This is a genomic window from Pseudomonadota bacterium (assembly GCA_016719885.1).
Classification (GTDB): domain Bacteria; phylum Pseudomonadota; class Gammaproteobacteria.
On record JADJYF010000010.1, the window covers coordinates 223,989 to 250,641 of the forward strand.

The window sequence follows — 26,653 nt, forward strand, 5'->3', positions numbered from 1 at the left end:
CCTTGCTTTGTGGTCAGCCTCAGGCTGCAAGGTGCGAATGAATTCGCACCTGCCGGTCAGCGCACCTCGAAGCCGCTGCCCACTGCTTCATCGCAGGCTTCGCTCGTGACCGCGCCGACCTTCGCTCGCGGCGGCCCCTCTGCCAGCCACTGTTCGAATTCGGCGAGCGCATCGAGCGTGCCGGCCGCCACCGCCTCCACGCGTCCGTCGGGCAGGTTCATCACCCAGCCGTCGAGGCCGAGCTTGCGCGCGCAGTCGCGCGCCGACACGCGGTAGTAAACCCCTTGCACCTTGCCGCTGACGCGGTAGCGGCGACAGCTACGCACTTCATCGTTCATGGCGGCGGCTCCGTGGCGGATGCCACGCCTTCGAACAGTTCGGCAAGCGGCATGCAGAGGTGGTGTTCCGACCATTGCGCGAGTTCGAGCAAGTGCCCGTGCAGGCGCCGGTCGGAGGTGTCGGCGGCCAGCGCATGCACGTCATGGCGCAGCGGAAAGCTCGGCGTCAGTCGCAACAGGTCGAGCAGGCTCAGGCGGTCGAGATCGCGCGCCAGCATCCACTCGAAACGATCGTCGCGGTTGATCCAGCCCGCCGCGTCCAGCGTTTCCAGCGCGGCATTGATGGCGGCGTAACCGAAGTCCGACTCGAGACGCAGGAGATCCTTGTCCGACAGGCTGCGGCCGAGACCCTGGCCTTCGTGCAGGCGAAACAGCACGCGATAGGTGCAGTACAGGGGATCGTCAGCCGCCAGCACCGCGTGCTGGCGTGGTCGCGGCGGCCGGAACGTGGTCAGGCATTCGGTGATCTCCGCGCCCAGCAGCACGATCACCCACGACAGGTAAATCCAGGTCAGGAAGATTGGCACCGTGGCGAAAGCGCCGTAGATCGCTTCCTGGGACGGAAAGCGCGTCACGAACAGCGCGAACGCATGCTTGGCCAGTTCGAACAGCAGGCCTGCCACCACGCCGCCGATGACGGCATGGCGCAGCGGCACCGGCCGATAGGGGATCAGTTTGAAGCACAGCACGAAGGCCAGCATGGTCGCAATCAAGGGCGACACCGCGATCAACTGCGTACGCAGACTGTCGTTCAGCGCGTGTCCGGCCAGCCCCGGCAAGGCCATCGCGTAGGAAGTGGCGACCATGCCGGTGCCGATCAGCACCGGGCCCAAGGTCAGCACCGACCAGTAGACCAGGAAGCGCACCAAGAGCGGACGCTTGCGACGCACGCCCCAGATGACGTTGAAGGTCGACTCGATGGTCGACAGCATGGCGAGCACGGTGACCAGCAACACCGCCACGCCCAACGCCTGCAGACCGCGCGCCTTGTCGCTGAACTCGACCAGGTAGGCGCGCACCTGCTCGCCCAGCGTCGGCACGAAAGCGCGAAACACGAAGCTTTCCATCGCTTCGCGCCAGTCCTGGAAGGCCGGGAACGCCGACAGGCTGACGATCAGCACCGTGAACAAGGGCACCAGGGCCAGCAACGAGGTATAGGCCAGGGCCGAGGCGGTGCGCAGGCATTGATCGGATTCGAAGCGGCGCGCGAGGTAGCCCACGAACAGGTACAGCCAGCGACTGTGGGCGACCAAGGCCGCGAGCGGTCCACGCGGCGCTTCGCTCATGCGCGCCCCGGCGCCGCGTTGTGATGGGAAAACCCGTGCATCGTCCCTGCTCCTGCGTGGCGAACATGACGCGCCGGACGGGATGCCCGAGCTCGGCGCACACGCCTACAATGCCACAGCATACGCAGGCCGCGATCGGGCCGGCGACAGACAACCGGAGCCAATGCGTGGACGTCACCCTCTACCACAACCCCCGCTGCTCGAAATCGCGCGAGACGCTGGCGCTGCTCGAAGCGCGCGGTATCACGCCGACCATCATCGAGTACCTGCAAACGCCGCCGTCGGCGGCCGAGCTGCGCGAGCTGCTGGCGGCGCTGGGCATCAAGGCGCGGGCCCTGGTGCGCGACAAGGAAGCGGCGTGGGCGGCCTGCGCCATCGACGACGACAACGACGAGGCGCGCATCATCGCCGCCCTGGTCGCGCATCCCGAGCTGATTGAACGGCCCATCGTGGTGGCCGGCACGCGTGCGGTGCTGGGCCGGCCGCCGAGCAATATCGACCAGCTCTTCGCTTGAGTCGGTCATGACCGACATCCTCATCCTCTACTACAGCCGTCACGGCCATACCGCCGCGCTCGCCGACGAACTGCGCCACGGCGTGATCTCGGTGCCGGGCTGCGGCGCGCGCATGCGCACCGTGGCCGCCCTCGCCCACCGTCCCGACAGCGTGCCGGCCAGCGGACCACCCCATGTCAGCAAGGATGATCTGCGCGAATGCGCGGGCCTCGCGCTCGGTTCACCGACGCGCTTCGGCAACATGGCGGCGCCGCTGAAAGCGTTTCTCGACGAAACCTCGGACCTGTGGCTGTCGGGCAGCCTCATCGGCAAACCGGCCTGCGTGTTCACCTCCACCAGCAGCCTGCATGGCGGCCAGGAATCGACCTTGCTGTCGATGATGCTGCCGTTGCTCCATCACGGCATGCTGGTGATGGGCGTGCCCTACAGCGAAGCCGCGCTGCTCGATACGCAGAGCGGCGGCACGCCCTATGGCGCGAGCCACGTGGCCGGCGCCGACAACGGCCGAAGCTTGAGCGAACACGAGAAACGCGTGGCGCGGACGCTGGGCAGGCGGCTGGCGGAAACGGCCTTGCGGCTGGGGTGATCGTCGTCCGTCAATCCGTGCATGTCAGACTGAAGTCTGACCCACGGAAGAATCGCCCGGCATTGTGGGTCAGACTTCAGTCTGACACCGCTGGACGGTCAGGTTTGGCGAGTTCTTCCCGACGCGCCGCCAGCACTTCCCGCACCAGCGGCACGGTCAGCGCGCGCCCTTGCGCAAGCGCCGCGGCATCGAGTTCATCGAGCAGGCTGACGAGGGTCGTCATGTCGCGCCGTTCGCGCAGCATGATGAATTCGATGACGGCTTCCGGCATGTCGAGTCCGCGTTCGCGGGCACGCGCTTGCAATACACGTACCTTGTCGGCATCGCTCAACTCGTGCAGTTGGTAGATGAGACTCGCCGACAGGCGCGAGGCGAGATCGGCCAGCACAAAGTTCGGTTCGCCGCGCGCCGACCACAAGAGGAAACGCTCGCCGGCGTGTACCGCGTTATAGAGATTGAACAGCCGTCGTTCCCACTCGGCGTCACCGGCGCAGGCGTCGATGTCGTCCAGCGCCAGCATGTCGACGCTGTCGAGGTCATCCAGCGCCGCCGCGCCGGCCGTCAACAGTTCGCGCAAGGGCAGCAGCATGGCGCGTACGCCCTGGGTGGCCAGGGCGGCGATGGCGGCGTGCAGGAGATGGCTCTTGCCGGTTGCCGCGCCACCACGCAGGTGCACGATGCGCGGCCCGGCGCGACGCGACCACTGCTCGACGGCGCGCAGCGCTTCGCCATTGTCACCGGCCACGAAGCTCGCGAAATCGTGGTGGGTGGTATTGAACAGCGCCAGCGTCAGCTGCGGATCGGCAGCGCGCGGGCTCATGGGCCGTAGAGTTCGCTCTTGAGATATTCGTCGCGCGAATGGCGCAACAGCACCACCACCACCGCCGCCACCGGCAGGGCCACCAGCACGCCGAAAAAGCCGAACAGCTGGCCGCCCGCCATCACCGCGAAGATCACCGCCACCGGGTGCAGGCCGATGCGATCGCCAACCAGCATCGGCGACAGCACCATGCCTTCCAGGAGCTGGCCGACGCTGAACACCGCCGCCACGCCGATGAGGTGGGCGGCATCATGGAACTGCAGGAAGGCCGCCACCGCCGCCGCCACCACGCCGACGATCACGCCCATGTAGGGCACGAAGCTCAACAGGCCCGCCATCATGCCGATCACGAAGGCGAGATCGAGCCCGACCATCCACAGGCCGCAGGTGTAAATCACGGCCAGCGCCAGCATCACGGTCAATTGGCCGCGCAGGAACTCGGCCAGCACGGCATCGATTTCCTTGGCGAGCTTGCCGATGGTCGGCGCCACGCGCTGCGGCAACAGTTCCCGCACCGCCGCCACCAGGTGGTCCCAGTCGCGCAGCAGGTAGAAGGTCACGACCGGTATCAACAGCAGGTAGGTCAACCAGCCCAGCAGCACCTGGCCGGAGCGCCCGATGGACGACATCACCTGGCCGGCCACCGAGCCGACCTGGCGCCAGTGCTCGACGATGGCGGTGCGCAGCGCTTCGATGTCGATGCTGACCACGTCACTGCCGACCAGCGCGGCGATGCGCGGCGCGAGGCTCTTCTGCAGCCAGTCGAGGGCCTCGGGAATGTTGTTCAAGAAAGCGATGGTCTGGTGACTCAGCATCGGCAACAGCACCACCAGCGCCACCACGCCCGTCACCAGCATCACGCCGAACACCGTCAACACGCCGAGCGTGCGGCTCGCGCCGAGGCGCTCGAGACGGTCAACCAAGGGGTCGCCGAGATAGGCCAGGAGCGCACTCATGAGAAAGGGTGTCAGCACCGGCGCCAGCAGGTACAGCAGCCAGCCGCCGGCCAGCACCAGCGCGAGAATGAACCACTGGCGGGAATCGGCGAGGGTGGTGTTCATGGCAATAACTCGTAGGTGTCGCTGCTTGCCGGCACCGGCGCCAGCACACGGCCGAAGGCAATCGCCTGCGCCAGCGCCGCGCGTCCGCCGCGCGCTGTGACTTCGTAGACCACGCGCTGGTTGTCGACGGTGCGCAGGAACAGCGCCGAGATGCTGTCCAGGGTATCGAGGTAACGCGACAGGCGCGCGTAGTCGGCGGCCGAGCGCACGCCCTCGACCGCGAGGCTCACGCGCTCGGCGCCGGCCAGCATGCCGGGCTCGGCGTAGCGTCGCGCCAGCGCATCGCCCAAGGCGTCCACGCCTTCCTCGACGATGGCGTCGGCCAATGCCCCTTCCTGGGTCCATTGCAGGGTTTCACCGTCGACGTCGAGGCGCCACTGCACTTCCCACACCTGCGCACCGGCTTCGTGCAATTGCCCGACCAGCACCGCCGCCGCGCCGTAGCGAGCAGCCAGGCCGACCGCCGCCTCGGACAGCGCGGACCAGTCCTGGGCCTGGTTCAACTGAGCGCTTTCCTCGATGTCCATCAGCGGCAGCAGCACCGGCAGGGCGCGCGCATCGGCCTTGCGCTTCAAGGTCGCGCCAAGCTTGCCTGGCGCTTCACCGCCGACCAGGGCGCGGCCCTGGGCGTCGTCGACCACCAGGAACACCACGGTATCGGGGCGCTGCTTGCCCCAGGTGCCGATGCCGCGTTCCTCGAGTTCACGCTCGAGCACCCTTTCATCGAATTGTGCGTTCAAGCTCAGGCCGCCGTCCGGCGTATTGGCATAGGCGTATTGCAGCAGCAGGGTCGATGCGCGCCCCAGCAGGGCACGCGCACTGGCATCGTTGGGCGTGCGGCGATTGCCGGTCAGCTTGACCAGCACTTCGGCGAGCGCGGCGGCGCTGGCGCGCGAGCGTTCGGCCGGTGTACGGTCCTTGACCGCCACGCTGGCGTTGTAGAGGCCGGTCACGTCACGCGCCGCGAGCGGACTGGCCAATACGCAGGACAACAGCGCCACGACCAGGCCCATCCATCGTTTCGAAGTCTTTCGCGTCATGCCCAACTCGTTGCTGCCGGTCGCCTCGTGGCGACGCGCTATGGTAACAGGCCGACCAAAATCGCCGTGAGCACGTGCGAATTTCCGCGGGCTTTTGCGCCTGTTACCATGCGCGCCCATGAGCACCCACGACAGCAGCAACGAATCCCAGGGCTTGTCCTATCGCGCCGCCGGCGTCGACATCGAGGCCGGCGAAGAACTGGTCAGACGCATCGGCCCGGGCGCCCGCGCCACCCATCGCAGCGGCGTGATGGGTGGATTGGGCGGCTTCGGCGGCCTGTTCGATCTGCGCGCCACCGGCTATCGCGATCCGATCCTGGTGTCGGGCACCGACGGCGTCGGCACCAAGCTGCTGCTCGCCATCGACACCGGCCGCCACGACACCATCGGCATCGATCTGGTCGCCATGTGCGTGAACGACGTGGTGGTGCAAGGCGCCGAGCCGCTGCTGTTCCTCGATTACTTCGCGACCGGCGCGCTCAGCGTCGAGACCGGCGCGGCGGTGGTGAACGGCGTGGCGCGCGGCTGCGTGGAAGCCGGCTGCGCGCTGCTCGGCGGCGAGACCGCCGAGATGCCCGGCATGTACGCGGCCAAGCATTACGACCTGGCCGGCTTCTGTGTCGGCGCGGTCGAGCGCGAGCGCCTCATCGACGGCAGCAAGGTGCGCGCCGGCGACGTGCTGCTGGGCCTTGCTTCCAGCGGCGTGCATTCGAACGGCTATTCGCTGGTGCGCGCCATCCTCGCGCGCAGCGGTCAGACACTGGACACTGCCTTCGGCGACGGCACGCTGGCCGACGCGCTGCTGACGCCGACCCGCATCTACGTCAAAGCGCTGTTGAAGGCGCTGGCCGAGGTCGACATCCATGCCCTCGCCCACATCACCGGCGGCGGCCTGACCGAGAACATTCCGCGCGTGATCCCCGACGGCCTGTCGGTCGAAATAGATTTGCACGCCTGGCGTCTGCCGGCGCTCTTCACCTGGCTGCGCGATGCCGGCCAGGTGGCGCAAAGCGAAATGCTCAAGACCTTCAACTGCGGCATCGGCATGGTGGTGGTGGTCGCGCCCGAGGACGTCGATACGGTCAGCGCGGTGCTGGTGGAGGCCGGCGAGCAGGTCACGCGCATCGGCGTGGTGCGCGAGGGCGGCACGGGCGTCGCCTACAGCGGCAGCTTGTCCTGAACGACGGGCGCGCCGCCCTTCGCGCGGCGTCGCCCGGCCAGGCTTTCCTCCACGGCGGTCAGGAAACCGCGCAGGATCTGCACTTCGCTGTCGCGCAGTTCGGCGCGACTCAACAAGCGTCGCAAACGTCGGTCGAGCAACTTCGGCTTGCCGGGCTCAAAGAACTCGACCGCCGCCATCACCTGCATGCAATGGCGCTGCAGGGCGGCGACGTCTTCGGCGCTCGCGCTTTGATCCGACAGGCGCCGGTTGCGTGGCCGGGGCGCCACCACCAGCGGCGCGGCGGCGTACAGCTCGTAGACGATTATCTGCACCGCCTGGGCGAGATTCAAGGAACTGAATTCCGGCACCGTCGGGATCTCGATCAGGCGCTGACACAGGTCCAGATCGGAATTCGACAGGCCGCTGCGCTCCGGCCCGAACACCACCGCCACCTCTGACTCACCGCGCGCCACGATGTCGGCCGCCGCGCCGCGCGGGCTGAAGGTCGGCCAGTCGATGCGGCGATCGCGTGCGCTGGTCGCGTAGGCGAGATCCACGCCGGCCAAGGCCGCGGCCAGGTCGTGATGAACCCTGGCGCCCTGCAGCAGGTCGGCGGCGCCCACCGCCAGCGCCGTGGCCTCGTCATCGGGAAAGCGCGCCGGCGCGACGAGATGCAATTGCGTGAGGCCCATGGCCTTCATGGCGCGCGCCGTGCTGCCGATGTTGCCCGGGTGCGTGGTGCCGACCAGCACCACGCGCACACGCGCCGCGAGCGGCGCCGGCATGGCAGGTGTGTCGATTTCGCTTCGGTCCACGGTCTGGCACTGACTATCGGTTAGAATCCCCGGCATTCTAATCCCCGGATCGCGCCATGCATCCCATGCTCAATATCGCCGTGCGCGCCGCCCGCCGCGCCGGCACCGTCATCATGCGCGGTCAACAGCGCCTCTACGAAGTCGCCATCACGCGCAAAGGTCACCAGGACTACGTGACCCAGATCGACAAGGACGCCGAGTCCGCCATCATCGACACCCTGCTGACCGCGTATCCCACTCACCAGATCCTGGCCGAGGAGTCCGGCACCACCGGCCGCGACGGCGAATACCTGTGGATAGTCGACCCGCTCGACGGCACGCTCAACTTCGTACACGGCTACCAGCAGTTCGCGGTCTCGATCGCGCTCGCCGTGCGCGGTCGTGTCGAGCAGGCGGTGGTCTACGATCCGGTGCGCGACGAGCTGTTCACCGCTTCGCGCGGCGCCGGCGCGCAGTTGAACGGCCATCGCCTGCGCGTCAGCAAGGTCGCGCATCTCGAAGACGCGCTCATCGGCACCGGCTTTCCGGTGCGGCGCAAAGCCACCCTGCGTCCCTACGTGGCCTCGTTCGCGACGGTGCTCGAACGCTGCGCCGACGTGCGCCGCGCCGGCGCGGCGGCGCTCGATCTCGCGCACGTCGCGTGCGGACGCCTGGACGGCTTCTGGGAGTTCGGCTTGCAGGCGTGGGACATCGCCGCGGGTGGGCTCCTGGTCCAGGAAGCGGGCGGCCTGGTCGGCGATCCGGACGGCGGCGAGAAGCACATGGACAGGGGCGATGTCGTGGCAGGCAATGCCAAGGTCTTTCGCCAGTTGCTCGGTGCGCTGGCGACCCGCGAAGGCGGGCGCGCGGCGAGCAGCGACCAGGGCTGAGCGCGGCGCCGGGCCATGGCCACGGTCAGCATCATCCTGCCCGCCAAGAACGAGGCGCAAAACCTCGTGCATCTCTTGCCCGCGCTGCGCGCCGCGCAGCCCGATGCCGAGATCATCGTGGTCGACGACGGCAGCAGCGACGACACGGTGGCGCTGTGCGAAGCGAACGGCGTGCGCTGCGTGTCCCATCCCTATTCGATGGGCAATGGCGCCGCCGTCAAGACCGGCGCGCGCAACGCCAGCCATGACGTGCTGATGTTCATGGATGCCGATGGCCAGCACGATCCGGCCTGCATCCAGGCGCTGCTCGACAAGCTCGACGAAGGCTACGAGATGGCGGTCGGCGCCCGCACCTGGGATTCCCACGCCTCGCTGCCACGACGCGCCGCCAACTACATCTACAACGGCCTGGCGAGCTACATGGCGGGGCGGCCGGTGCTGGATCTCACGTCCGGCTTTCGCGCCGCGCGGCGCCGGCACTTCCTGCGCTTCCTGTACCTGTTGCCTAACGGCTTTTCCTACCCGACCACCAGCACCATGGCGTTCTTCCGCTCGGGTCTGCCGGTCGCCTACGTGCCGATCAGCGCGCGTCGACGCGGCGGCCGCAGCCACATCCGCCTGTTCGAAGATGGCCTGCGCTTCTTCATGATCATCCTCAAAGTCGGTGCGCTGTTTTCACCGATGCGACTGTTCCTGCCGGTCAGCATGGTGATCTTCGCGACCGGCATGCTCTACTACCTTTACACCTTCATCGACTCCCATCGCTTCACCAACATGTCGGCGCTCTTGATCACGACTTCGGTGACGACCTTCATGCTCGGCATCCTCGCCGAGCTGGTTTCCGCGCTGCATTACAAGGAAGCCGACGCCGAGCGACGGCTGGCGCGGCGCGCGCAGCCGCACGACGAGCACGAATGACGGCGGCCGCGCTCAGCGGCCCTGCAACTCGGCGTCGAGACCGGCATCCATGCGTGAGAAATCCGCGTGCTGGCGACGCGCCCGTGCACGGGCCTCGTCGATGAGCGCGCGGGCCCCCGCGCGATCGCCGGCGTCCAGCGCGATCTCCACGCCGAGATACACAGGATAGGGATCGGCGGGCGCCAGTCGCGCCGCATAGGCAGCCGCCGCGGTCGCGCGCGCATGTTCGCCACGCGCGTGGCGAAGCTGCGCGCTGCTGACGTACATGAGATAGCGCGTGTTGTGCGACAACGGTCGATCGCGCAGGGCGTCGAGCGTCGCCGCGAGGGCGGTGCTGTCGAGCGCGCAGGCGCCGTCCAGCACCTGCGCGGTGAGCCACAACAGGATCTCGACGGTCATGGCGTCAGGCCGCGCGAGCTCGGCCGCGGCCTTGAACGCCGCATCCTGTCCCGCCGTCTCGTGCGTGGCGAGGCAGGCGATGCGCAGCCGATGCAAGCGCGCGCCGGCATCGCTGGCATCGCCCAGCACGCGCGCGGCGGCGGCGGTATCGCCGCGCGTCAGCAGCCATTCGACGAGATTGGCGCGCGCGCGAAGCGAACGTGGGTGAGCCTCGAAGAACGAGGCATACAGGGCACCGGCATTGCCCCAGGTCGGCGTCATGCTGGCGGTGACCAGGGCGTAGAGCAGCGCCAGCGTCGCCAGCAACAGCGTGGCGCGACGCGCCGTCAGCCATTGCGCGGCCAGCGCCGCGAGCGCGAGGCAGATGCCGATGGCGGGCAGGTAGTTGCGGTGTTCGAACACGAGTTCAAGCGCGAACACGCTCGATTCGAGCGCATGGCCGACGAAGAACAACAGCACGCCGAAAGCCGCCAGCGGCATGCGCCGACGCCACTTCCACGCCGTCACCAGCAAGGCGCCGAGCGCGACCACCGCCAGCACGGTCGTGATGTGCGGCGGCCAGTGCGCGATGTCGACGTCATCGTGATGGAAGCCGAGCGCCGCGCGGCGCGGTGCAACGATCCAGCCGAGGTATACCAGCAGCACGCGCGCTTCGGTCAACACCCGCTCGAGAGGACTGAAATCACGCAGGCTGTAGGGCGCGGTGAACGTGCCGTACCAATGCGTCGCGAAGTAGGTGGCCGCCAGCGCCAGTGGCACCACGGTGCTCAAGGCGAGCGCGGTGCGCAGCCAGCTTGGACGCGGCCAACGTCGCGGATCGAATACGCACACTTCCAGCGCCAGCAGGTAGAAGGGCGTGAGCAGACCGATCTCCTTGCCAAGCGCGGCGAGCGGCGTGCACACCAGCAAGGCCAGCGCGATGGGCAGCGCGCCGCCACGCCCCGCCGCGATACGCTCCCGGCCGACGCTGTATAACCACATCGCCGTCACGCCGAACAAGGTCGCGAGTTCGGTCATGCGCTGGCACAAATACATGACCGTGCTGACGTTCAAGGGATGCAGCAGCCACAGCGCGGCGGCGCCCAGCGCCACGCCGCGCGCGGCGTCGGCGGCCACGCCGGTGCAGCGCGCGAGCCGCCCCGCCAAGGCATGCACCAGCACCCCATTGACGAGATGCAGTGCGAGATTGGTCGCTTTCCAGTAGCGCAGATCGGTGCTCGCCACGGCGTTGGCGATGAAGCTCGCCATCGCCAAGGGCCGTCCCAGGGGCCCGCTGTCGCTGAACAGGAACAAGCGCCAGTCGTGGCCGAGTTCGGCCGCGCGCAGCAAAGGCGTGATGACCTCACTGTCGTCGAGCAACAGCGGCCCGCCGAGCGCCGGCCAGTACAGCATCACCGTCAGCGCCAGCAGCGCGACCAGCAGCGTCACGCCAAGCAAGTCTGCAGCACGTGCTTCAGTCGTCATGCGCGGCGGACGTCAGGCGCGACAGGCGGATGAGGAGGCCACGCTGCATGAACCGCGCCGACCACGGCAGCGCGGCCCGCACTTCACTGGCCAGCGCCGTGGCGCGCGCCTGGTTGCCGGCGCTGGCATGCGCTTCGGCGAGTCGCGTCTTCAGCGGCGCATTGTGCGGTTGGGCCGCGACCAGGTCTTCGAGAATGGTGATGGCCGCGGCGCTGTCGCCGAGCATGCGGGCATAGAACACCGCCAGCCATTCCAGCACGCGTTGGCGGCTGGCGATGGACAGGTCCTTGCGCGCCAACAGCGCGTTGGCGAGGACTTGCACGCTGTCGGTATCGCGACGGCAGCGGCCGTAGCCCTGACAGATGACCAGTCCGCGGAAGATTTCCTCGCCGACCGTGTCGCGCGGCTGCGCGACGATGAGCGGCACGAGGCGCGAGACGGCGGCGCGGTCGCCGCGCTCGATGGCGGTCATGAGCAAGGCCGACAAGGGCAGGGTCTTGATCGGCGCGAGTCGCGCGGCCTGTTCCAGTGCGGTGATGCCGGCGGCGTAACGGCCGGCGTCCTGGCCGGCCGCTTCGAGGCGCAGGCGACCCGCTTCGTACCACAGCCGCGGCGAGTGCGGGTGATGGCGCAGATCGGATTCGACCAGCGCCGACGGCGATGCCCATAGCGTCGCGCGCGTGAAGGTCACCGCGGCCAGCAGCAGCAGCGCCAGCGCGGCGGCGCCGGCGCGCCGGCGTGGCGTCGCCAGCAGCTCGGCGAAGGCCAGCGTGCCGGCGGTCAGCACGCCCAGGCCCGGCAGGTAGTTGCGATGTTCGTGGGCGAGTTCGAGCGGGATGATGCTGCCCTCGAGCAGGTGGCCGAGCAGGAACCAGGCCCAGCCGAAGGCGAGCCAGGGGCGCGCTTCGCGCCGCGCCAGCGCCCACGCCGAAATCACCGCCAGGCCGACCACCGCCAACAGGGTGGTGGGCGGCTGCAGCCAACCACGCGACAGCGCGAGGTAGTCGTGGAACAGCGCGAAAGCGTCGGGGGTCGGCACCAGCAGCAGGCGCAGATACAGGAACATCACGCGCGCCTCGCTCAGCACTCGCTCACCGAGGGTGAATTCGCGCCCGCGATAGCCGGGCTCGACCTCGCGCACGAAGTACCACAGGCTCGCCACCAACACCGCCAGCGCCAGCGCGCCCAGCCGTCTCCTGAGCGTGGCCGACATCGTCGTGCGCGCGCCGCGGATCACCAGCCACTCGATGAGCAGCAGGTAGAACGCCAGGCTCAATGCGGTCTCCTTGGCCAGCAAGGCCAGCAGCGCCAGGCCCGCGCTGAGCAGCCACCAGGCGCGCGGCGCCGGCAGGCCGCGCAATTGGCGGCGGCGCGCATCGATGTACAGCACCAGTGTCAGCAGTACAAAGGTCGCCGACAGCGAGGTCATGCGCTGCACGACGTACAGCACCGAGGTGAGATTGATCGGATGCAGCGCCCACAGCGTGGCGATCAACCAGGCGCTGGCGCGCGGCGCGCGTGGCGCCAGCGACGGCACGATGCGCGCCATGAGTGCCCATACCAGGAGCGCGTTCAGCGCATGGATGACGAGATTGGTGATCTTGAACGGTTCCGGCGCGAGGCCGGTCAGCGCGCGGTTGAGCGCGAAGCTCAGCATCGCGAGCGGTCGGGCCAGGGGTCCGGTGCCGACGCCGGACATCGCGGCATCGAACAGGGCTGAAAGACTCTTGTCGGCGTCAGCCAGCGCGAGGTTGTCGACGATGGTGTGGTAGTCGTCGAACACGAAGCCACCGCCCACGCCGGGCAGGTAGACCAGCATCACCGCCGCCAGCAGGCCCAGCCCCATCAGGGCGCGAACCGCGGCGCGCCGCTCTGTCATCATGGTCGTTCACGCATCGGGCGCGGAGTCGTTGTCCGGGCAATCTCTCACGCAAAAAAAAAGCACGCTGCGCAGAGCGCAGCGTGCTTCGTTTCAGGCTGGGTCAGCCTTAATTGCGGCAGGACGAAGGACGATACTTGCCTTCGAGGTTGCCACCGGTGCAATCCCACACCACCTTGCCGCCCGCAGTGCGGGGCTCGAGGGTGATTTCCTGGCCCTGGATGGTGGTGGTGGAGAAGGTCACGGTAATGATGCCATCGCCGGCGCCGCCGACGTTGACCTTGTCAACCGAGTTGCCGGAGATGGTTTCTTCGTCCGCCATACCCGCCGCGGTGTTGTCGGTCGGCAGGCTGCCGTTGGCCGAGAAGTATTCCGAGACGGCAGTCTTGCCGGCGCTGGCCAGCGACAGACCTTCGGTCACTTTCGCGCGGATGGTGTAGTCCTGGTAGGCCGGAATCGCGACCGCGGCCAGGATGCCGATGATCGCCACGACGATCATCAATTCGATAAGGGTAAAGCCCTGTTGCTTCTGCATCTTCATGTGTCGTCTCTCCTCGAGAATTTATTTCGGTTTTTCATTCGCCAGTGAGCCGGCGCGGAGTGCTTATCGGCACGCCGCCCGTAAAACTTCGCTCGCCTGTGTTCGTACCAATGGGCGTCGGTACGAACGCGTGCGGGAGGGTTAGCAGATTCCATGCCATGCGTGGTGATGGGCGGCAAGGCGCTGAATTCATTGATCTCGAACTTCCGGCACCCTGGCAATCCGCCCACGCATTCCGCGCAGACCGCCCGACCCGCGTCACAATGTGACGCAATTCGTCAGATCCCGTCCGTCCCGCTAGCCCTCGATGCCCAACTTCTGCAGGCGATAGCGCAGCGCCCGAAAGCTGATGCCCAAGAGCTTGGCGGCACGGGTCTTGTTCCAGCGCGTCTGTTCGAGCGCGGCGAGGATGCGGCTGCGCTCGACGTCGTCCAGGTAGTCCTGCAGTTCCGCCGCGCCGGCGGCGGGAGCGGCACCGGCCCGCTGGCCTTCCGGCAGCCTGAGGTCGGGCACCCGGATCTCGTCGTTCTCGCACAGCGTCAAGGCACGTTCGAGGATGTTCTCCAACTCGCGGACATTGCCCGGGAAGGCGTAGCTGCGCAGGGCCGCCAGGGCATCGTCGGCCAGGCACGGGGTGCCCATGCCGAACTCTTCGCTCTTGTTGGCGAGAAAATGCTCGACCAGCAGCGGAATGTCGTCGGCGCGTTCGCGCAGCGGCGGCACGTTGAGCTCGATGACGTTGATGCGGTAGTACAGGTCCTGGCGGAATTCGCCGGCCTCGACCAGGTCCGCCAGCTTCTTGTGGGTGGCCGACAGGATGCGGCAGTCGACCGCCACCTCGGCGTCGGCGCCTATCGGCCGCACGCGCTTCTCCTGGATGGCGCGCAGCAGTTTGACCTGCATGTGCAGCGGCAGCTCGGCCACTTCGTCGAGGAACAGCGTGCCGCCATCGGCGGCCTGGAACAGGCCCGGCTTGTCGGCCACCGCGCCGGTGAAGCTGCCTTTCCTGTGGCCGAACAGTTCGCTTTCCATCAGTTCGTCCGGAATCGCACCGCAGTTGACCGGCACGAAGGCGGCCATGGCGCGCGCACCCTGTTCGTGGATGAGACGCGCCACCAGTTCCTTGCCGGTACCCGACTCGCCGCTGATATAGACCGGCGCCTGGCTGCGGGCGAGCTTGGCGACCGTGGCGCGCAGCCGTTCGATGGCGTCCGAGGCGCCGATCAGGGCGCGCGATTCGGCGGTCGGCGAGCCGCGCAGCTTCAAGGCCTGGGTGATGAGATTGCGCAGGTCCTTCAGGTCGACCGGCTTGGTGACGAAATCGAAGGCGCCGGACTTCAGCGCCGTGATGGCCGATTCCATGTTGCCATGGGCGGTGATCACCGCCACCGGCATGCCGGGATGACGACGCGCGATGTCGGCCACCAGGTCCAGCCCGTTGCCATCCGGCAGGCGCATGTCGGTCAGGCACAGATCGAAGTGCTCCTGCTTGAGCAGCGCCAGCGCCTCGGCGATGTTGGCGGCCGGACTCGCGTGTACGCCCATGCGCCCGAGCGTGATGCCGAGCAGTTCGCGGATGTCGGGCTCGTCGTCGACGATCAACGCGCGTTTGTCGCTCATACCTCTCCAATCCTTTGTTGCCGGCCGGGATGTGCAAACACGATGCGAAAGCGGCAGCCGCGCTGGCGTTCGATCAATTGCAGCGAGGCCTGGTTGGATTCACACAGCTCGCGCGCAATGTACAGCCCGAGTCCGGTGCCACTCGATTCGGTGGTGGCGAACGGTTCGAACAGGCGGTCCGAGATGGCTTCGGACAGGCCCGGCCCGCTATCGACCACGTCGAGGAACGGGCGACCGTTACTCTCGATGATGCCAGCTTCGAAACGCAGCAGCGGCGTGCCCGCGGCATAGCGCAGGCCGTTCTCGGAAAGATTCCACAGCACCTGCTGCAACTGGCTCTTGTCTATCTTGACCACTATCGGCTCGTGCAGCCAGGTCAGCGCCAGTTCGCCGTCGTCGAGCTCGAAACGCTCGGCGAGTTCGGCGCGGAACTGCTCCAGCCAGGGCCGCAGGGCGAAGCTCTCGGACACCACGTCGTGGCGGCGGCCGATGGTCATGACGTTCTCGATGATGGCGTTCACGCGTTGCGCGTGTTGCAGCACGATGTCGGTCAGGCGCCGATCCTGGCTGGTCAGATCGGGCGATTCCGACAATAACTGGGCGGCATGGCTGATGGCGCCGAGCGGGTTGCGGATTTCATGGGCGATGCTGGCGGTCAGGCGCCCGAGCGAGGCGAGCTTCAACTGCTGGGCGCGCTGGCGGGTTTCGGCGGCATCTTCCAGGAATACCAGCGTGCCGTGCTGCTCGGGCTCGCCGGTGCCGAGCTCGGTGAATGACACGAGGGCGTTGATGCTGCCGTGCCCGCCGATGGTGGCGGCCGGGTTCTCGCCGCTGCCGAGCCAGCCGCGGAACGAATCATGGAGAGAGGCGGAGATATCGGCCAGCGCGCCGCGCAGTTGATGGCTTTCGTGGCCCAGGATCTCGGCCGCCGCGTCGTTGGCCAACACCACCGCTCCGTTGCTGTCGAGCACCATGATGCCGGCACGCATGCGCCTGACGATGTGTTCGTTGAGGCGTGAAAGATGCTCGATGTCGAGCGCGCGCGCCGCCGCCAGCGCTTCACCGCGGCGCGCTCGCTCGGCCAGCGCCGAGGCCAGCACGGCGGTGCCGAAACAGGCCGCGCCGAGCAGGCCGGCCTGGGTGTAGTTGGCCGCCGAATAGCCGTCGTAGAGCGTGCCCAGAAAGGTTTCACCGAGCAGCGCCATGCTGGCCAACGCCGCGAAGAACACCGCCGCGCGTCCCGACGCCAGCAGGCACGCGCCGGCCACTGACATCACCAGCAGGATGCCGATGCCACTGGTCACGCCGCCGGCGGCATGCATGAGCAGGGAGGTCGCACCGACATCGGCCAGCACGCCGCCGTAGACCTGCAGTCGATAGGTCAGGCCGCGCTGCTCGACCAGGAACATCGCGCCGATGGCGAACACCAGGTAGCCCAGCGCGGAGCCGACGAACAGGCGTGTATCAACATCGGACAGGTTGGGCGGCAGCTTGCCCGACAGGCTGAGGATGGTGAAAACGCCGGCGATGACGATGCGATAGAAATTAAAGTAGCGCAGCGCGTTCCAGTTGTTGTGTTGAACGCGTTGCCGCACCTCGTGGGCGCGCGTCGCGGCCTGCGTCATGCGCGTGGCCGCGCCTGCTCGGCCTGATCGGCATGCGCCGCCGAACAGTAGTGCTGACCGTGACGAGCGATCGCTTCATTGCTCGGCAGGTAGACCTGGCAGTGGGCGCAGCGCACCGTCCGCGCTTCCACGGTTGCACGCTTGGGGTGCGTGCCGACGGCGACCTTCACACGTCGCATCACCATCAACACCACGACCACCAACAACACCAACAGGATCAAACGTACGAGCATTCAGAGCGCCTCCGCGCAAGCGGGCGCGTTCACCGTCGCAGTCATGACAAAGCGGGGGTGAACCGCCATACTGCGTGACCTCGCTCCGTCGCCGACCGCGGCCGTATGTTCACCTTTTGATCCGTCCGACTCAAGGCGGTTGGTGATAAGCTTGGCCGTCATCGGTGCCGGTATCCGCTGTCCGTGAAGGGACCAGCCGCAGCACACGCAAACGGGACGCTTCCGGGTGGTGCCCGCCCCCGGGGGGGCCCGGGCGCCCGGGGGCCGCCCCCGGGTTTCACCGGCGCGGAGGGGGCTAGATGAATCTGCATGAGTATCAGGCCAAACGCCTGTTTGCCGACTACGGCATTCCGGTGCAAGGCGGCGAAATCGCGCACACCGCGCAGGAAGCTGTGGCCCAGGCGCGCGCGCTCGGTGGCGATGCATGGCTGGTGAAAGCCCAGGTCCATGCCGGTGGCCGCGGCAAGGCCGGCGGCGTGAAATTCACCCGCGATCTGAAAGAACTCGAAGCGACCGCCGCGCGCCTCATCGGCTCGCGCCTGGTGACCTACCAATCCGGCGCCGACGGTCAGCCGGTAGGCTGCGTGCTGATAGCCGCGGCCGCCGACATCGCCCACGAACTGTACCTGTCGGTGCTGGTGGACAGGGCCAGCCGGCGCATCGCCTTCATGGCCTCGCGCGCCGGCGGCATGGACATCGAAGAAGTGGCGGCCACCACGCCCGAGAAAATCGTCACCTTCACGGTCGACCCGGTGCTCGGCCTGCAAGACTACCAGTGCCGCAAGATGGCCTTCGCGCTGGAACTGGACGCCAAGCAACGCAGCCAGTTGCAGATCATCCTGCATGGCCTGTATCGGCTCTTTAATGAACGCGATTTGAGCCTGGTCGAAATCAATCCGCTCGCGATCCTGACCGACGGTTCGCTGTGCGCGCTGGACGGCAAGATCAATGTCGACGACAACGCGCTCTATCGCCAGGAAATCGCCAGCTGGCGCGACCCCGATCAGGAAGACGAGAAGGAACGCCGCGCCAAGGAGTTCGATCTCAATTACGTGACCCTCGACGGCAACATCGCCTGCATGGTCAACGGCGCCGGTCTCGCCATGGCGACCATGGACATCATCAAGCTGTCCGGCGGCGCGCCGGCCAACTTCCTCGACGTCGGCGGCGGCACCACCGCGGCGCGCGTCGCCGAGGCGTTCAAGATCATCGTCTCCGATCCCAACGTGAAGGCCATCCTGGTCAACATCTTCGGTGGCATCGTGCGCTGCGACCTGATTGCCGAGGGCATCATCACGGCGGTCAAGGAAGTCGGCGTCAACGTGCCGGTGGTGGTGCGACTCGAAGGCACCAACGTCAACGAAGGCAAGGAGATGCTGGCCAAGAGCGGCCTTGCGATCACCAGCGCCGAGGATCTCGCCGATGCCGCGAAAAAGGCGGTGGCGGCCGTGGGAGGAAAGAACTGATGTCGATTCTGGTCAACCGCGCGACCCGCGTGCTGGTGCAGGGCTTCACCGGCAAACAGGGCACGTTCCACGCCGAGCAGGCGATTGCCTACGGCACCCAGGTGGTGGGCGGCACCAGTCCCGGTCGCGGCGGCGCCAAGCACCTCGACAGGCCGATCTTCGACACCATGGCCGATGCCGTGGCCGCCACCGGCGCCGAGGCCAGCATGATCTTCGTGCCGCCGCCGTTCGCCGCCGACGCGATCTGCGAAGCGGCCGATGCCGGCATCAAGGTCATCGCCTGCATCACCGAAGGCATACCGGTGCTGGACATGCTGCGCGTCAAGGCCAGCCTCGCGGCGCGTCCCGAGGTGCGCCTGATCGGGCCGAACTGCCCGGGCATCATCACCCCCGGTGAGTGCAAGATCGGCATCATGCCGGGCGCCATCCACCAGCCCGGCCGCATCGGCATCGTGTCGCGTTCGGGCACCCTGACCTACGAAGCCGTGCACCAGACCACGCGTGCGGGCCTCGGCCAGAGCACCTGCGTCGGCATCGGCGGCGATCCCATCCACGGCATGAACTTCATCGACTGCCTGGCGCTGTTCCAGGACGACCCGCAGACCGAAGGCATCATCATGGTCGGTGAAATCGGCGGCTCGGCCGAGGAAGACGCGGCGGCCTTCATCGGCAAGCACGTCAGCAAGCCGGTGGTCGGCTACATCGCCGGCGTCACCGCGCCGCCCGGCAAGCGCATGGGTCATGCCGGCGCCATCATCTCCGGCGGCAAGGGCACGGCCGACGACAAGTTCAAGGCGCTCGAGGCCGCGGGCGTGCGTATCGTGCGCTCACCGGCGGAAATGGGGCCTGCCATGGCGAAGGCGCTCGGCGCGTGAGCACAGGCCGGCGTCGCGCGCGGCGTTGAACGCGACGCGCGCGCCGGCAATGACATGAGTTCCGAACTCCGCCTCGCCCTGGCGCAAGCCAATTTCTGTGTCGGCGACATCGCCGGCAATCGCGACATCATCATCGACCTTGCGCTCCGCGCGCGCGAAGCCGGCGCCGACGTGGTGGTGATGCCGGAACTCGCCATCACCGGCTACCCGCCCGAGGATCTCCTGTTCCGCCCCGGCCTGCATGCGCGGGTCAAGGCGGCGCTCGCTGCAATCGCGGCGCGCGTGAGCGGCATTCACCTCGTGCTCGGCTATCCCGAACCGGAAGGCGACCTGCTCTACAACAGTTGCCTGGTGCTGCGTGACGGCGAGGTGCTCGCCAACTACCGCAAGCAGCATCTGCCCAACTACGCGGTGTTCGACGAGAAACGCTACTTCACGCCCGGCGATGCGGCGGTGGTGGTCGACATCAAGGGCGTGCGCATGGGCCTGTCCATCTGTGAGGACATCTGGACGCCCGCCAGCGCCGCCCAGGCACGTGCCGCCGGCGCCGACTTCATCTGCAACATCAACGCCTCGCCCTATCACCTGCGCAAGGCGCCGGAGCGTCTCGCGGCGGTGCGCGCGGCGGTCGCGGCCGGCGGTATTCCGGTCGCCTACGTCAATACCGTCGGCGGCCAGGATGAACTGGTGTTCGACGGTGGTTCGTTCGCCATGAATGCCGATGGCGCGGTGGCCGCCCAGGCGCCGGCCTTCGTCGAGGACCTCATGCCCGTGCGCGTGGCGCGCGGCGCGCACGGCGTCACCCTGCACGGCCCGCACCAGGAAGCCGAGAGCAATGAAGTCGAAGCCGAAGTCTACGATGCGCTGGTGCTCGGCATCCGCGATTACATCGGCAAGAACCGCTTCCAGGGCTGCGTGCTGGGTTTGTCCGGCGGCATCGATTCGGCGCTGACGCTCGCGCTGGCGGTTGACGCGCTGGGCGCGGAACGGGTGATGGCGGTATCCATGCCGTCGCGCTACACCGCCGACATGAGCATAGACGACGCGCGCGAACAGGCTGACAACATGGGCTGTGAATTCCACCTCGTGCCCATCGAGCAACCGGTGGGCGCGTTTGCCGACGTGCTGGCACCGGTGCTCGCCGGCCGCGACGCGGGTGTCGCCGCCGAGAACGTGCAGGCCCGCGCGCGCGGTGTGATCCTGATGGCGATTTCCAATGCCAGCGGGCGCATGGTGTTGACCACCGGCAACAAGAGCGAGATGGCGGTCGGCTACGCAACGCTGTACGGCGACATGGCGGGCGGCTTCGCGCCGCTGAAAGACATCCCCAAGCTCTTGGTCTATCGCCTGTGCAACTGGCGCAATGCGCAGTCGCCGGTCATCCCGGCGCGCGTCATCGAGCGCCCGCCGAGCGCCGAACTGCGTCCCGACCAGAAGGACTCTGATTCGTTGCCACCCTACGAAGTGCTGGACCCGATCCTCGAGCGCTACATCGAACTCGACCAGACCCCGCACCAGATAGCAGCGCTGGGCTTCGATCTCGCGACCGTGAAACGGGTGGCGGCGATGGTCGATCGAAATGAATACAAGCGCCGCCAGGCGGCGCCCGGCGTACGCATCAGCCGCCGCGCCTTCGGCCGCGACCGGCGCTTTCCGATCACCTCACGCTATAACGAGCAGGACGAGACCTGACTATCTAAACATGTGGGTCAGGCTTTAGCCTGACACCGGTAGTTTAGCCATCGCCTCCCATATCGAATGTCAGACTGAAGTCTGACCCACAGGGCATTACTACCTGACCCGCGTCTCCTTCACTTCCTCGATGCCCGGGTAATTCGGGAAGTTGAGTTCCAGCACGCGCAGCGCGTCGTTGGACAGGTCATCGAGTTCGAGAATCTTGTAGGACTTGGCCATCAGCACCAGCGCTTCCGGCATGGCCGGCGTCTGCTGGTAGTTCTCGACCACGTAGCGGGCGCGGTTGGCGGCGGCCACGAAGGCGCCGCGACGCATGTAGTAATTGGCCACGTTCACTTCATGCTGGGCAAGCAGGTTGCGCAGGTGACGCATGCGCAGCTGCGCGTCGTCCACGTACTTGCTTTCCGGGAAGCGCTTGATGACCTCGGCGAAATCGTTGAACGACTTCAGCGCCGCGCCCGGGTCGCGCTGCGAAGGGTCGCGATTGATGTAGCGCTCGGCGAGGCCCTGGCCGGCGCCGAAGTTGACCAGCCCACGCAGGTAATAGGCGTAGGCCATGTTGGAGTGCGAGGGATAGAGCTTCATGAAGCGGTCCAGCGTCGAAATCGCCGAGGCCGGTTCGTCGGTCTTGTAATAGCAGTACGCCAGCTCGAGCTGCGCCTGCTGGGTGTAGACGCCGAACGGGTAGCGCGACTGCAGCTTCTCGTAATACTCGATGGCCGAGCCGCAGGTGCCGCCGTCGAGATGATCCTTGGCCGCCTGGTAGAGGCGATCCTCGGGCCAACGCGACATCTCCTTGTCTTTGTCGGTTTCGCTGGGGAGCAGGCCGCAGCCGGCGGAGAGCGCGCACAGGCACACAAACAGGACGCGCGCGAGCGCAGGGCTGAGCTTGGAAGTCATCTAACGTAGAATCCCCGCGTGGGTGTGGGTGAGAAGCGCGGTCGTAAGCGCGTCGTATTGTAGTGGCGGAATTTTCGACAAGGCAATGAACGTGATGGTTGCACCGTCGGCAGGTCCGTCCCGAGCCCTTGCATCCCAACGCGTGCGGCGCCCGTGAGCGCCGGCGTCACCGAGCATCATCGCGTCGAGTTGCCGCCGGCGGTCGACGGCTTGCGTCTGGACCAGGCCCTGGCGCGGGTCCTCACGCAATATTCGCGCAGCCTCATCAAGCAATGGATGGACGCCGGCCAGGTGACGCACCGGGGCGTTGCGCTCAAACCGCGCGCGGCGGCGCGCGCCGGCGAAGTCATCGACGTCATCGCCACGCTCGACGCCGCCGGCGAACTCGAAGCGCAGGCGGTCGAGTTCCGGCTGGCGCACGTCGACCCGCACGTCCTCGTCATCGACAAGCCGGTCGGCCTGGTCGTGCATCCGGGCGCCGGCAACCCTGATCACACCCTGGTCAACGGCCTCCTGGCGCGCTTTCCCGAGCTCGCCGCCCTGCCCCGCGCCGGACTCGTACATCGCATCGACAAGGACACCTCCGGCCTGCTGGTGGCGGCGCGCACACCGCAGGCCTTTCAGACCCTGGTGCGGGCGCTGGCGCGGCGCGACATTCATCGCCACTACCTGGCCGTGGTGAACGGCGTGCTGGTGGCCGGCGGCACCATCGACGCCGCCATCGCCCGCGATCCGCAGCAGCGCACGCGCATGCGCGTGATGCCGGGCGGGCGCGCCGCCGTCACCCATTACCGGGTGGCCGAGCGTTACCGCGCTCACACCTTGCTCGAAGTCGAACTCGAAACCGGCCGCACGCACCAGATCCGCGTGCATCTCGCGTGGCGCGGCCATCCGCTGGTCGGCGACAGTCGCTACGGCGGGCGGCCCCATTTGCCGCCGGCGGCGACGCCCGCGCTGCGCGACACCCTGCAACATTTTCCGCGCCAGGCGCTGCACGCCTGGCGGCTGGCCTTCACCCATCCGCTCGACGGCGCCGAGCTGGAATTCGAATCGCCGCCGCCGGCCGATTTCGAGCACCTGCTCGGCGTGCTGCGCGACGACCTCGACGCCCACCAAGATGAGATGCCATGAACGCCACGCCACGATGCTTGGCGATCGACTGGCCGGCGCCCGCCACCGTGCGCGCTGCCTTCAGCACGCGACAGGGCGGCGTCAGCCAGGGCGCCTACGCCAGCCTCAATCTCGGCAGCCATGTGGGCGACGAACCGGCGGCGGTTTCCACCAACCGCGCGGCGCTGGCCGCTCATCTCGGTCTGGCCGAAGGCCCGTGCTGGCTGGAACAGGTGCACAGCGACATCCTGCTCGACCTCGACGACCCGGCCGCTGCGCGGCGCGGCGATGCCGCCATCACCCGCAGCGTCGGCCGCGTTGCGGCGGTGATGGTGGCCGACTGCCTGCCGGTGCTGTTGTGTGACGCCGCCGGGCGCCAGGTGGCGGCGGTGCATGCCGGCTGGCGCGGCCTGGCCTGCGAACTCATTGCCAAGACCGTGGCGCGCTTCGATGCGCCGGCCGCCGGCCTGCATGCCTGGCTGGGACCGGCCATCGGCGCCAATGCCTACACGGTGGGCGATGAGCTGCGCGCGCGCTTCGTGGCGCAGGACGCGCGCCTGGCGGCGGGCTTCACCGAGCGCGCCGGCCGCTGGCACCTGGATCTCGCGCGCATCGCCGAACTGCAACTCGCCGCGCTCGGCGTCACCAGCATCACTTCCAGCGGCATCTGCGTACACGATGATGCCCGCAACTACTTCTCCTACCGCCGCGACGGCGACACCGGTCGCATGGCGGCGCTGATCTGGATCAACGGCCCGCCTTGATTTAAGCGCGCACAGCCCCATTTCCTTGGCATTCGTCCGACTCTTCGAGGAAACGCTGCATGCGTGCCGACAAACTGACCACCAAGTTCCAGCAGGCGCTGTCCGATGCCCAGAGCCTGGCGCTGGGCGCCGACAACCAATTCATAGAACCCGCCCACCTGCTGTCCGCGCTGCTCGACCAGGACGGTGGCGTGGTCACGCAGCTTTTGCAGAACACCGGCGTGAACGTCGGCCGCGTGCGCGCGTCCGTGGCCCGCAGCCTGGAGCGCCTGCCCAAGGTCAGCGGCGTCGGCGGCGACGTGCATCCGTCGAACGCCCTCATGAAGCTATTGAATCTCACCGACAAGCTCGCGCAGGAGCGCAAGGACAGCTTCATCGCCAGCGAACTGTTCCTGCTGGCGGCACTGGAAGACAGCGGTGAAGTCGGCCGCCTGCTCAAGGAACAGGGCGCCGATCGCGCCCGCATCAACAAGGCCATCGACGATTTACGTGGAGGAGACAGCGTGGCTGACGCCAATGCCGAAGAACAGCGCCAGGCGCTGGACAAATACACGGTCGATCTGACCGCGCGTGCCGAGGAAGGCAAGCTCGATCCGATGATCGGTCGCGACGAGGAGATCCGCCGCACCATCCAGGTGTTGCAGCGTCGCACCAAGAACAACCCGGTCCTGATCGGCGAGCCCGGCGTCGGCAAGACCGCCATCGTCGAAGGCCTCGCCCAGCGCATCATCAACGGTGAAGTGCCGGAAGGGCTGAAGCGCAAACGCGTGCTGTCGCTGGACATGGGCGCGCTGATTGCCGGCGCCAAGTTCCGCGGCGAGTTCGAGGAACGCCTGAAGGCGGTGTTGAACGACCTCTCCAAGCAGGGTGGACAGATCATCCTGTTCATCGACGAACTGCACACCATGGTCGGCGCCGGCAAGGCCGAAGGCGCGATGGACGCCGGCAACATGCTCAAACCCGCGCTGGCGCGCGGCGAGCTGCATTGCATAGGCGCGACCACGCTCGACGAGTACCGCCAGTACGTCGAGAAGGACGCCGCGCTCGAGCGGCGCTTCCAGAAAGTGATGGTCAACGAGCCGAGCATCGAAGACACGGTGGCCATTCTGCGCGGCCTGAAGGAACGCTACGCGGTTCATCATGGCGTCGAGATCACCGATCCGGCGATCGTCGCGGCGGCGAATCTTTCCAGCCGCTACATCACCGACCGCCAGCTGCCGGACAAGGCCATCGACCTCATCGACGAGGCCGCCAGCCGCATCAGCATCGAAATCGATTCCAAGCCGGAATCGATGGACCGCCTCGCACGGCGCGCCATCCAGCTCAAGATCGAGCGCGAGGCGCTGCGCAAGGAGAAGGACGAGGCGTCCAAGCGCCGCCTGGCCGATCTCGAGGCCCAGCTGGCCGAGGTCGAGCAGGAATACGCCGACCTCGAGGAGATCTGGAAAGCCGAGAAAGCAGCCCTGACCGGCGCCCACCAGGTGCAGGCGGAGCTGGAACGCGCGCGCCTCGATTTCGAGACCGCGCGCCGCGCCGGCGATCTGAACCGCATGTCCGAACTCCAGTACGGCGTCATCCCGGCGCTCGAGAAGCAGCTCGCCGACGCCTCCAGCCGCGAGGGCAAGCCCAACCAGCTGCTGCGCAACCGCGTCACCGAGGAGGAAGTGGCCGAGGTGGTCTCCAAGTGGACCGGCATCCCGGTCTCGAAGATGCTGGAAGGCGAACGCGACAAGCTGTTGCGCATGGAGGAAGCGCTGCACGACCGCGTGGTCGGCCAGGACGAGGCGGTGACTGCGGTCGCCAATGCGATCCGACGCTCGCGCGCGGGCCTGTCCGATCCCAATCGTCCCAACGGCTCCTTCCTGTTCCTGGGTCCGACCGGCGTCGGCAAAACGGAACTCTGCAAGTCGCTGGCCGCCTTCCTGTTCGACACCGAACAGGCGCTGGTGCGCATCGACATGTCGGAATTCATGGAAAAGCACTCGGTGGCGCGCCTGATCGGCGCCCCGCCCGGCTATGTCGGTTACGAGGAAGGCGGCTACCTGACCGAAACCGTGCGGCGCAAGCCCTACTCGGTGGTGCTGCTGGATGAAGTGGAAAAGGCCCACCCCGAGGTCTTCAACATCCTCTTGCAGGTGTTGGACGACGGTCGCCTGACCGACGGCCATGGCCGCACGGTGGATTTCCGCAATACCGTCATCGTCATGACCTCGAACCTCGGCAGCGACACCATCCAGGCCCTGACCGGCAGCGCCGACTACGAGCGCATGAAGTCGGCGGTGATGGGCGTGGTCAGCAACCACTTCCGGCCCGAGTTCATCAACCGCATCGACGAGGTGGTGGTATTCCACGCGCTGGAGAAGGCGCAGATCCGCGCCATCGCCGAAGTGCAGATAGCCGGCCTGAAGCAGCGCCTGGCGCAGATGGACCTCGGGCTCGACATCACCACCGCCGCGCTCGACAAGCTCGGCGAGGCAGGCTTCGACCCGGTCTACGGCGCACGGCCGCTGAAACGTGCCATCCAGAACCTGCTCGAAACGCCGCTCGCGGAGGCCTTGCTCAAGGGTCGATACGGTGCGGGCGATACCGTCCGTGTCGACTGTGGCGAGCAGGGTCTCGTGCTGTCGGGAGCACGCGCTGCCGCGGCCTGATCAGTCCCCTCCCAAAGGCGT

The 26,653-nt window shown here is 67.4% G+C and carries 24 protein-coding genes; 11 read left to right on the forward strand and 13 right to left on the reverse strand.

The window, feature by feature from the left end; translation table 11 throughout:
• Window positions 1-56: 56 nt before the first annotated feature.
• Together IPM80_11980 and IPM80_11985 are read right to left on the reverse strand one after the other, a co-directional pair.
• Window positions 57-338, reverse strand: coding sequence for an acylphosphatase (locus IPM80_11980; protein MBK8959127.1), 282 nt, complete (start codon window positions 336-338; stop codon window positions 57-59).
• A complete protein-coding gene (locus tag IPM80_11985) occupies window positions 335-1,624 on the reverse strand; it encodes a YihY family inner membrane protein (GenBank protein ID MBK8959128.1) in 1,290 nt (429 codons plus the stop codon). Before IPM80_11985 ends, IPM80_11980 begins: the two co-directional genes overlap by 4 nt.
• Window positions 1,625-1,734: 110 nt before the next feature.
• Between IPM80_11985 and arsC the strand changes: the two genes are divergently transcribed.
• A complete protein-coding gene (gene arsC / locus IPM80_11990) occupies window positions 1,735-2,139 on the forward strand; it encodes an arsenate reductase (glutaredoxin) (protein MBK8959129.1) in 405 nt (134 codons plus the stop codon).
• 7 nt (window positions 2,140-2,146) lie between these two features.
• On the forward strand, window positions 2,147-2,725 hold the full coding sequence (gene wrbA / locus IPM80_11995; GenBank protein MBK8959130.1) for an NAD(P)H:quinone oxidoreductase: 579 nt from the start codon (window positions 2,147-2,149) through the stop codon (window positions 2,723-2,725).
• 76 nt (window positions 2,726-2,801) lie between these two features.
• On the opposite strand, the gene hda is transcribed toward wrbA, so the two are convergent.
• From hda to IPM80_12010, 3 genes are read right to left on the reverse strand one after another with little or no spacing between them, the layout of a single operon-like run.
• Complete coding sequence (gene hda / locus IPM80_12000) at window positions 2,802-3,545, reverse strand: DnaA regulatory inactivator Hda (protein ID MBK8959131.1); 744 nt, start codon at window positions 3,543-3,545, stop codon at window positions 2,802-2,804.
• Window positions 3,542-4,606 carry an AI-2E family transporter gene (locus tag IPM80_12005; protein MBK8959132.1) on the reverse strand — a complete coding sequence of 355 codons (1,065 nt, stop codon included), beginning with the start codon at window positions 4,604-4,606 and terminating at the stop codon, window positions 3,542-3,544. Before IPM80_12005 ends, hda begins: the two co-directional genes overlap by 4 nt.
• Window positions 4,603-5,646, reverse strand: coding sequence for a DUF2066 domain-containing protein (locus IPM80_12010; protein ID MBK8959133.1), 1,044 nt, complete (start codon window positions 5,644-5,646; stop codon window positions 4,603-4,605). Before IPM80_12010 ends, IPM80_12005 begins: the two co-directional genes overlap by 4 nt.
• A gap of 118 nt (window positions 5,647-5,764) precedes the next feature.
• Between IPM80_12010 and IPM80_12015 the strand changes: the two genes are divergently transcribed.
• Window positions 5,765-6,826, forward strand: coding sequence for a phosphoribosylformylglycinamidine cyclo-ligase (locus IPM80_12015; protein ID MBK8959134.1), 1,062 nt, complete (start codon window positions 5,765-5,767; stop codon window positions 6,824-6,826).
• Here IPM80_12015 and IPM80_12020 read toward each other — a convergent pair.
• Window positions 6,805-7,593 carry an RNA methyltransferase gene (locus IPM80_12020; GenBank protein MBK8959135.1) on the reverse strand — a complete coding sequence of 263 codons (789 nt, stop codon included), beginning with the start codon at window positions 7,591-7,593 and terminating at the stop codon, window positions 6,805-6,807. The genes IPM80_12015 and IPM80_12020 overlap by 22 nt on opposite strands.
• An 86-nt stretch (window positions 7,594-7,679) precedes the next feature.
• Here IPM80_12020 and IPM80_12025 point away from each other — a divergent pair, with 86 nt between their 5' ends.
• Window positions 7,680-8,492: an inositol monophosphatase gene (locus IPM80_12025; protein ID MBK8959136.1), complete on the forward strand. Its 813-nt coding sequence runs from the start codon at window positions 7,680-7,682 to the stop codon at window positions 8,490-8,492.
• A gap of 15 nt (window positions 8,493-8,507) precedes the next feature.
• Window positions 8,508-9,410, forward strand: a complete 903-nt coding sequence (locus tag IPM80_12030) for a glycosyltransferase family 2 protein (GenBank protein MBK8959137.1) — start codon at window positions 8,508-8,510, stop codon at window positions 9,408-9,410.
• A 12-nt stretch (window positions 9,411-9,422) separates the two neighbouring features.
• Here the strand turns inward: IPM80_12030 and IPM80_12035 are convergent, their stop codons facing one another.
• The 6 genes from IPM80_12035 to IPM80_12060 all read right to left on the reverse strand — a co-directional run bounded on the left by IPM80_12035 (window position 9,423) and on the right by IPM80_12060 (window position 17,171).
• Window positions 9,423-11,273: a hypothetical protein gene (locus tag IPM80_12035; GenBank protein MBK8959138.1), complete on the reverse strand. Its 1,851-nt coding sequence runs from the start codon at window positions 11,271-11,273 to the stop codon at window positions 9,423-9,425.
• On the reverse strand, window positions 11,263-13,155 hold the full coding sequence (locus tag IPM80_12040) for a hypothetical protein (GenBank protein ID MBK8959139.1): 1,893 nt from the start codon (window positions 13,153-13,155) through the stop codon (window positions 11,263-11,265). Before IPM80_12040 ends, IPM80_12035 begins: the two co-directional genes overlap by 11 nt.
• Before the next feature lie 106 nt (window positions 13,156-13,261).
• Window positions 13,262-13,687, reverse strand: coding sequence for a pilin (locus IPM80_12045; protein ID MBK8959140.1), 426 nt, complete (start codon window positions 13,685-13,687; stop codon window positions 13,262-13,264).
• A gap of 303 nt (window positions 13,688-13,990) precedes the next feature.
• Window positions 13,991-15,313, reverse strand: coding sequence for a sigma-54-dependent Fis family transcriptional regulator (locus tag IPM80_12050; protein MBK8959141.1), 1,323 nt, complete (start codon window positions 15,311-15,313; stop codon window positions 13,991-13,993).
• Window positions 15,310-16,938 carry a PAS domain-containing protein gene (locus IPM80_12055; protein MBK8959142.1) on the reverse strand — a complete coding sequence of 543 codons (1,629 nt, stop codon included), beginning with the start codon at window positions 16,936-16,938 and terminating at the stop codon, window positions 15,310-15,312. The genes IPM80_12050 and IPM80_12055 overlap by 4 nt, the downstream gene beginning before the upstream one ends.
• A complete protein-coding gene (locus tag IPM80_12060) occupies window positions 16,935-17,171 on the reverse strand; it encodes a hypothetical protein (GenBank protein ID MBK8959143.1) in 237 nt (78 codons plus the stop codon). Before IPM80_12060 ends, IPM80_12055 begins: the two co-directional genes overlap by 4 nt.
• A gap of 299 nt (window positions 17,172-17,470) precedes the next feature.
• Between IPM80_12060 and sucC the strand changes: the two genes are divergently transcribed.
• Genes sucC through IPM80_12075 form a run of 3 tightly spaced genes read left to right on the forward strand, consistent with a single transcriptional unit; the run spans window position 17,471 to window position 21,204 of the window.
• Complete coding sequence (gene sucC, locus IPM80_12065) at window positions 17,471-18,637, forward strand: ADP-forming succinate--CoA ligase subunit beta (GenBank protein ID MBK8959144.1); 1,167 nt, start codon at window positions 17,471-17,473, stop codon at window positions 18,635-18,637.
• The gene (gene sucD / locus IPM80_12070) at window positions 18,637-19,512 is read left to right on the forward strand and encodes a succinate--CoA ligase subunit alpha (GenBank protein ID MBK8959145.1); all 876 of its coding nucleotides are present in this window, start codon (window positions 18,637-18,639) and stop codon (window positions 19,510-19,512) included. The genes sucC and sucD overlap by 1 nt, the downstream gene beginning before the upstream one ends.
• A gap of 54 nt (window positions 19,513-19,566) precedes the next feature.
• Entirely contained in the window at window positions 19,567-21,204 is a 1,638-nt protein-coding gene (locus tag IPM80_12075; GenBank protein ID MBK8959146.1) for an NAD+ synthase, read from the forward strand.
• 99 nt (window positions 21,205-21,303) lie between these two features.
• On the opposite strand, the gene IPM80_12080 is transcribed toward IPM80_12075, so the two are convergent.
• A complete protein-coding gene (locus IPM80_12080; GenBank protein MBK8959147.1) occupies window positions 21,304-22,107 on the reverse strand; it encodes an outer membrane protein assembly factor BamD in 804 nt (267 codons plus the stop codon).
• A 153-nt stretch (window positions 22,108-22,260) separates the two neighbouring features.
• Here IPM80_12080 and rluD point away from each other — a divergent pair, with 153 nt between their 5' ends.
• From rluD to clpB, 3 genes are read left to right on the forward strand one after another with little or no spacing between them, the layout of a single operon-like run.
• Window positions 22,261-23,238 carry a 23S rRNA pseudouridine(1911/1915/1917) synthase RluD gene (gene rluD, locus IPM80_12085; protein MBK8959148.1) on the forward strand — a complete coding sequence of 326 codons (978 nt, stop codon included), beginning with the start codon at window positions 22,261-22,263 and terminating at the stop codon, window positions 23,236-23,238.
• The gene (gene pgeF / locus IPM80_12090) at window positions 23,235-23,981 is read left to right on the forward strand and encodes a peptidoglycan editing factor PgeF (protein ID MBK8959149.1); all 747 of its coding nucleotides are present in this window, start codon (window positions 23,235-23,237) and stop codon (window positions 23,979-23,981) included. Before rluD ends, pgeF begins: the two co-directional genes overlap by 4 nt.
• A gap of 59 nt (window positions 23,982-24,040) precedes the next feature.
• Window positions 24,041-26,632 (forward strand): ATP-dependent chaperone ClpB, encoded by a 2,592-nt coding sequence (clpB, locus tag IPM80_12095; GenBank protein MBK8959150.1) that lies wholly within the window; start codon window positions 24,041-24,043, stop codon window positions 26,630-26,632.
• Window positions 26,633-26,653: the final 21 nt, after the last annotated feature.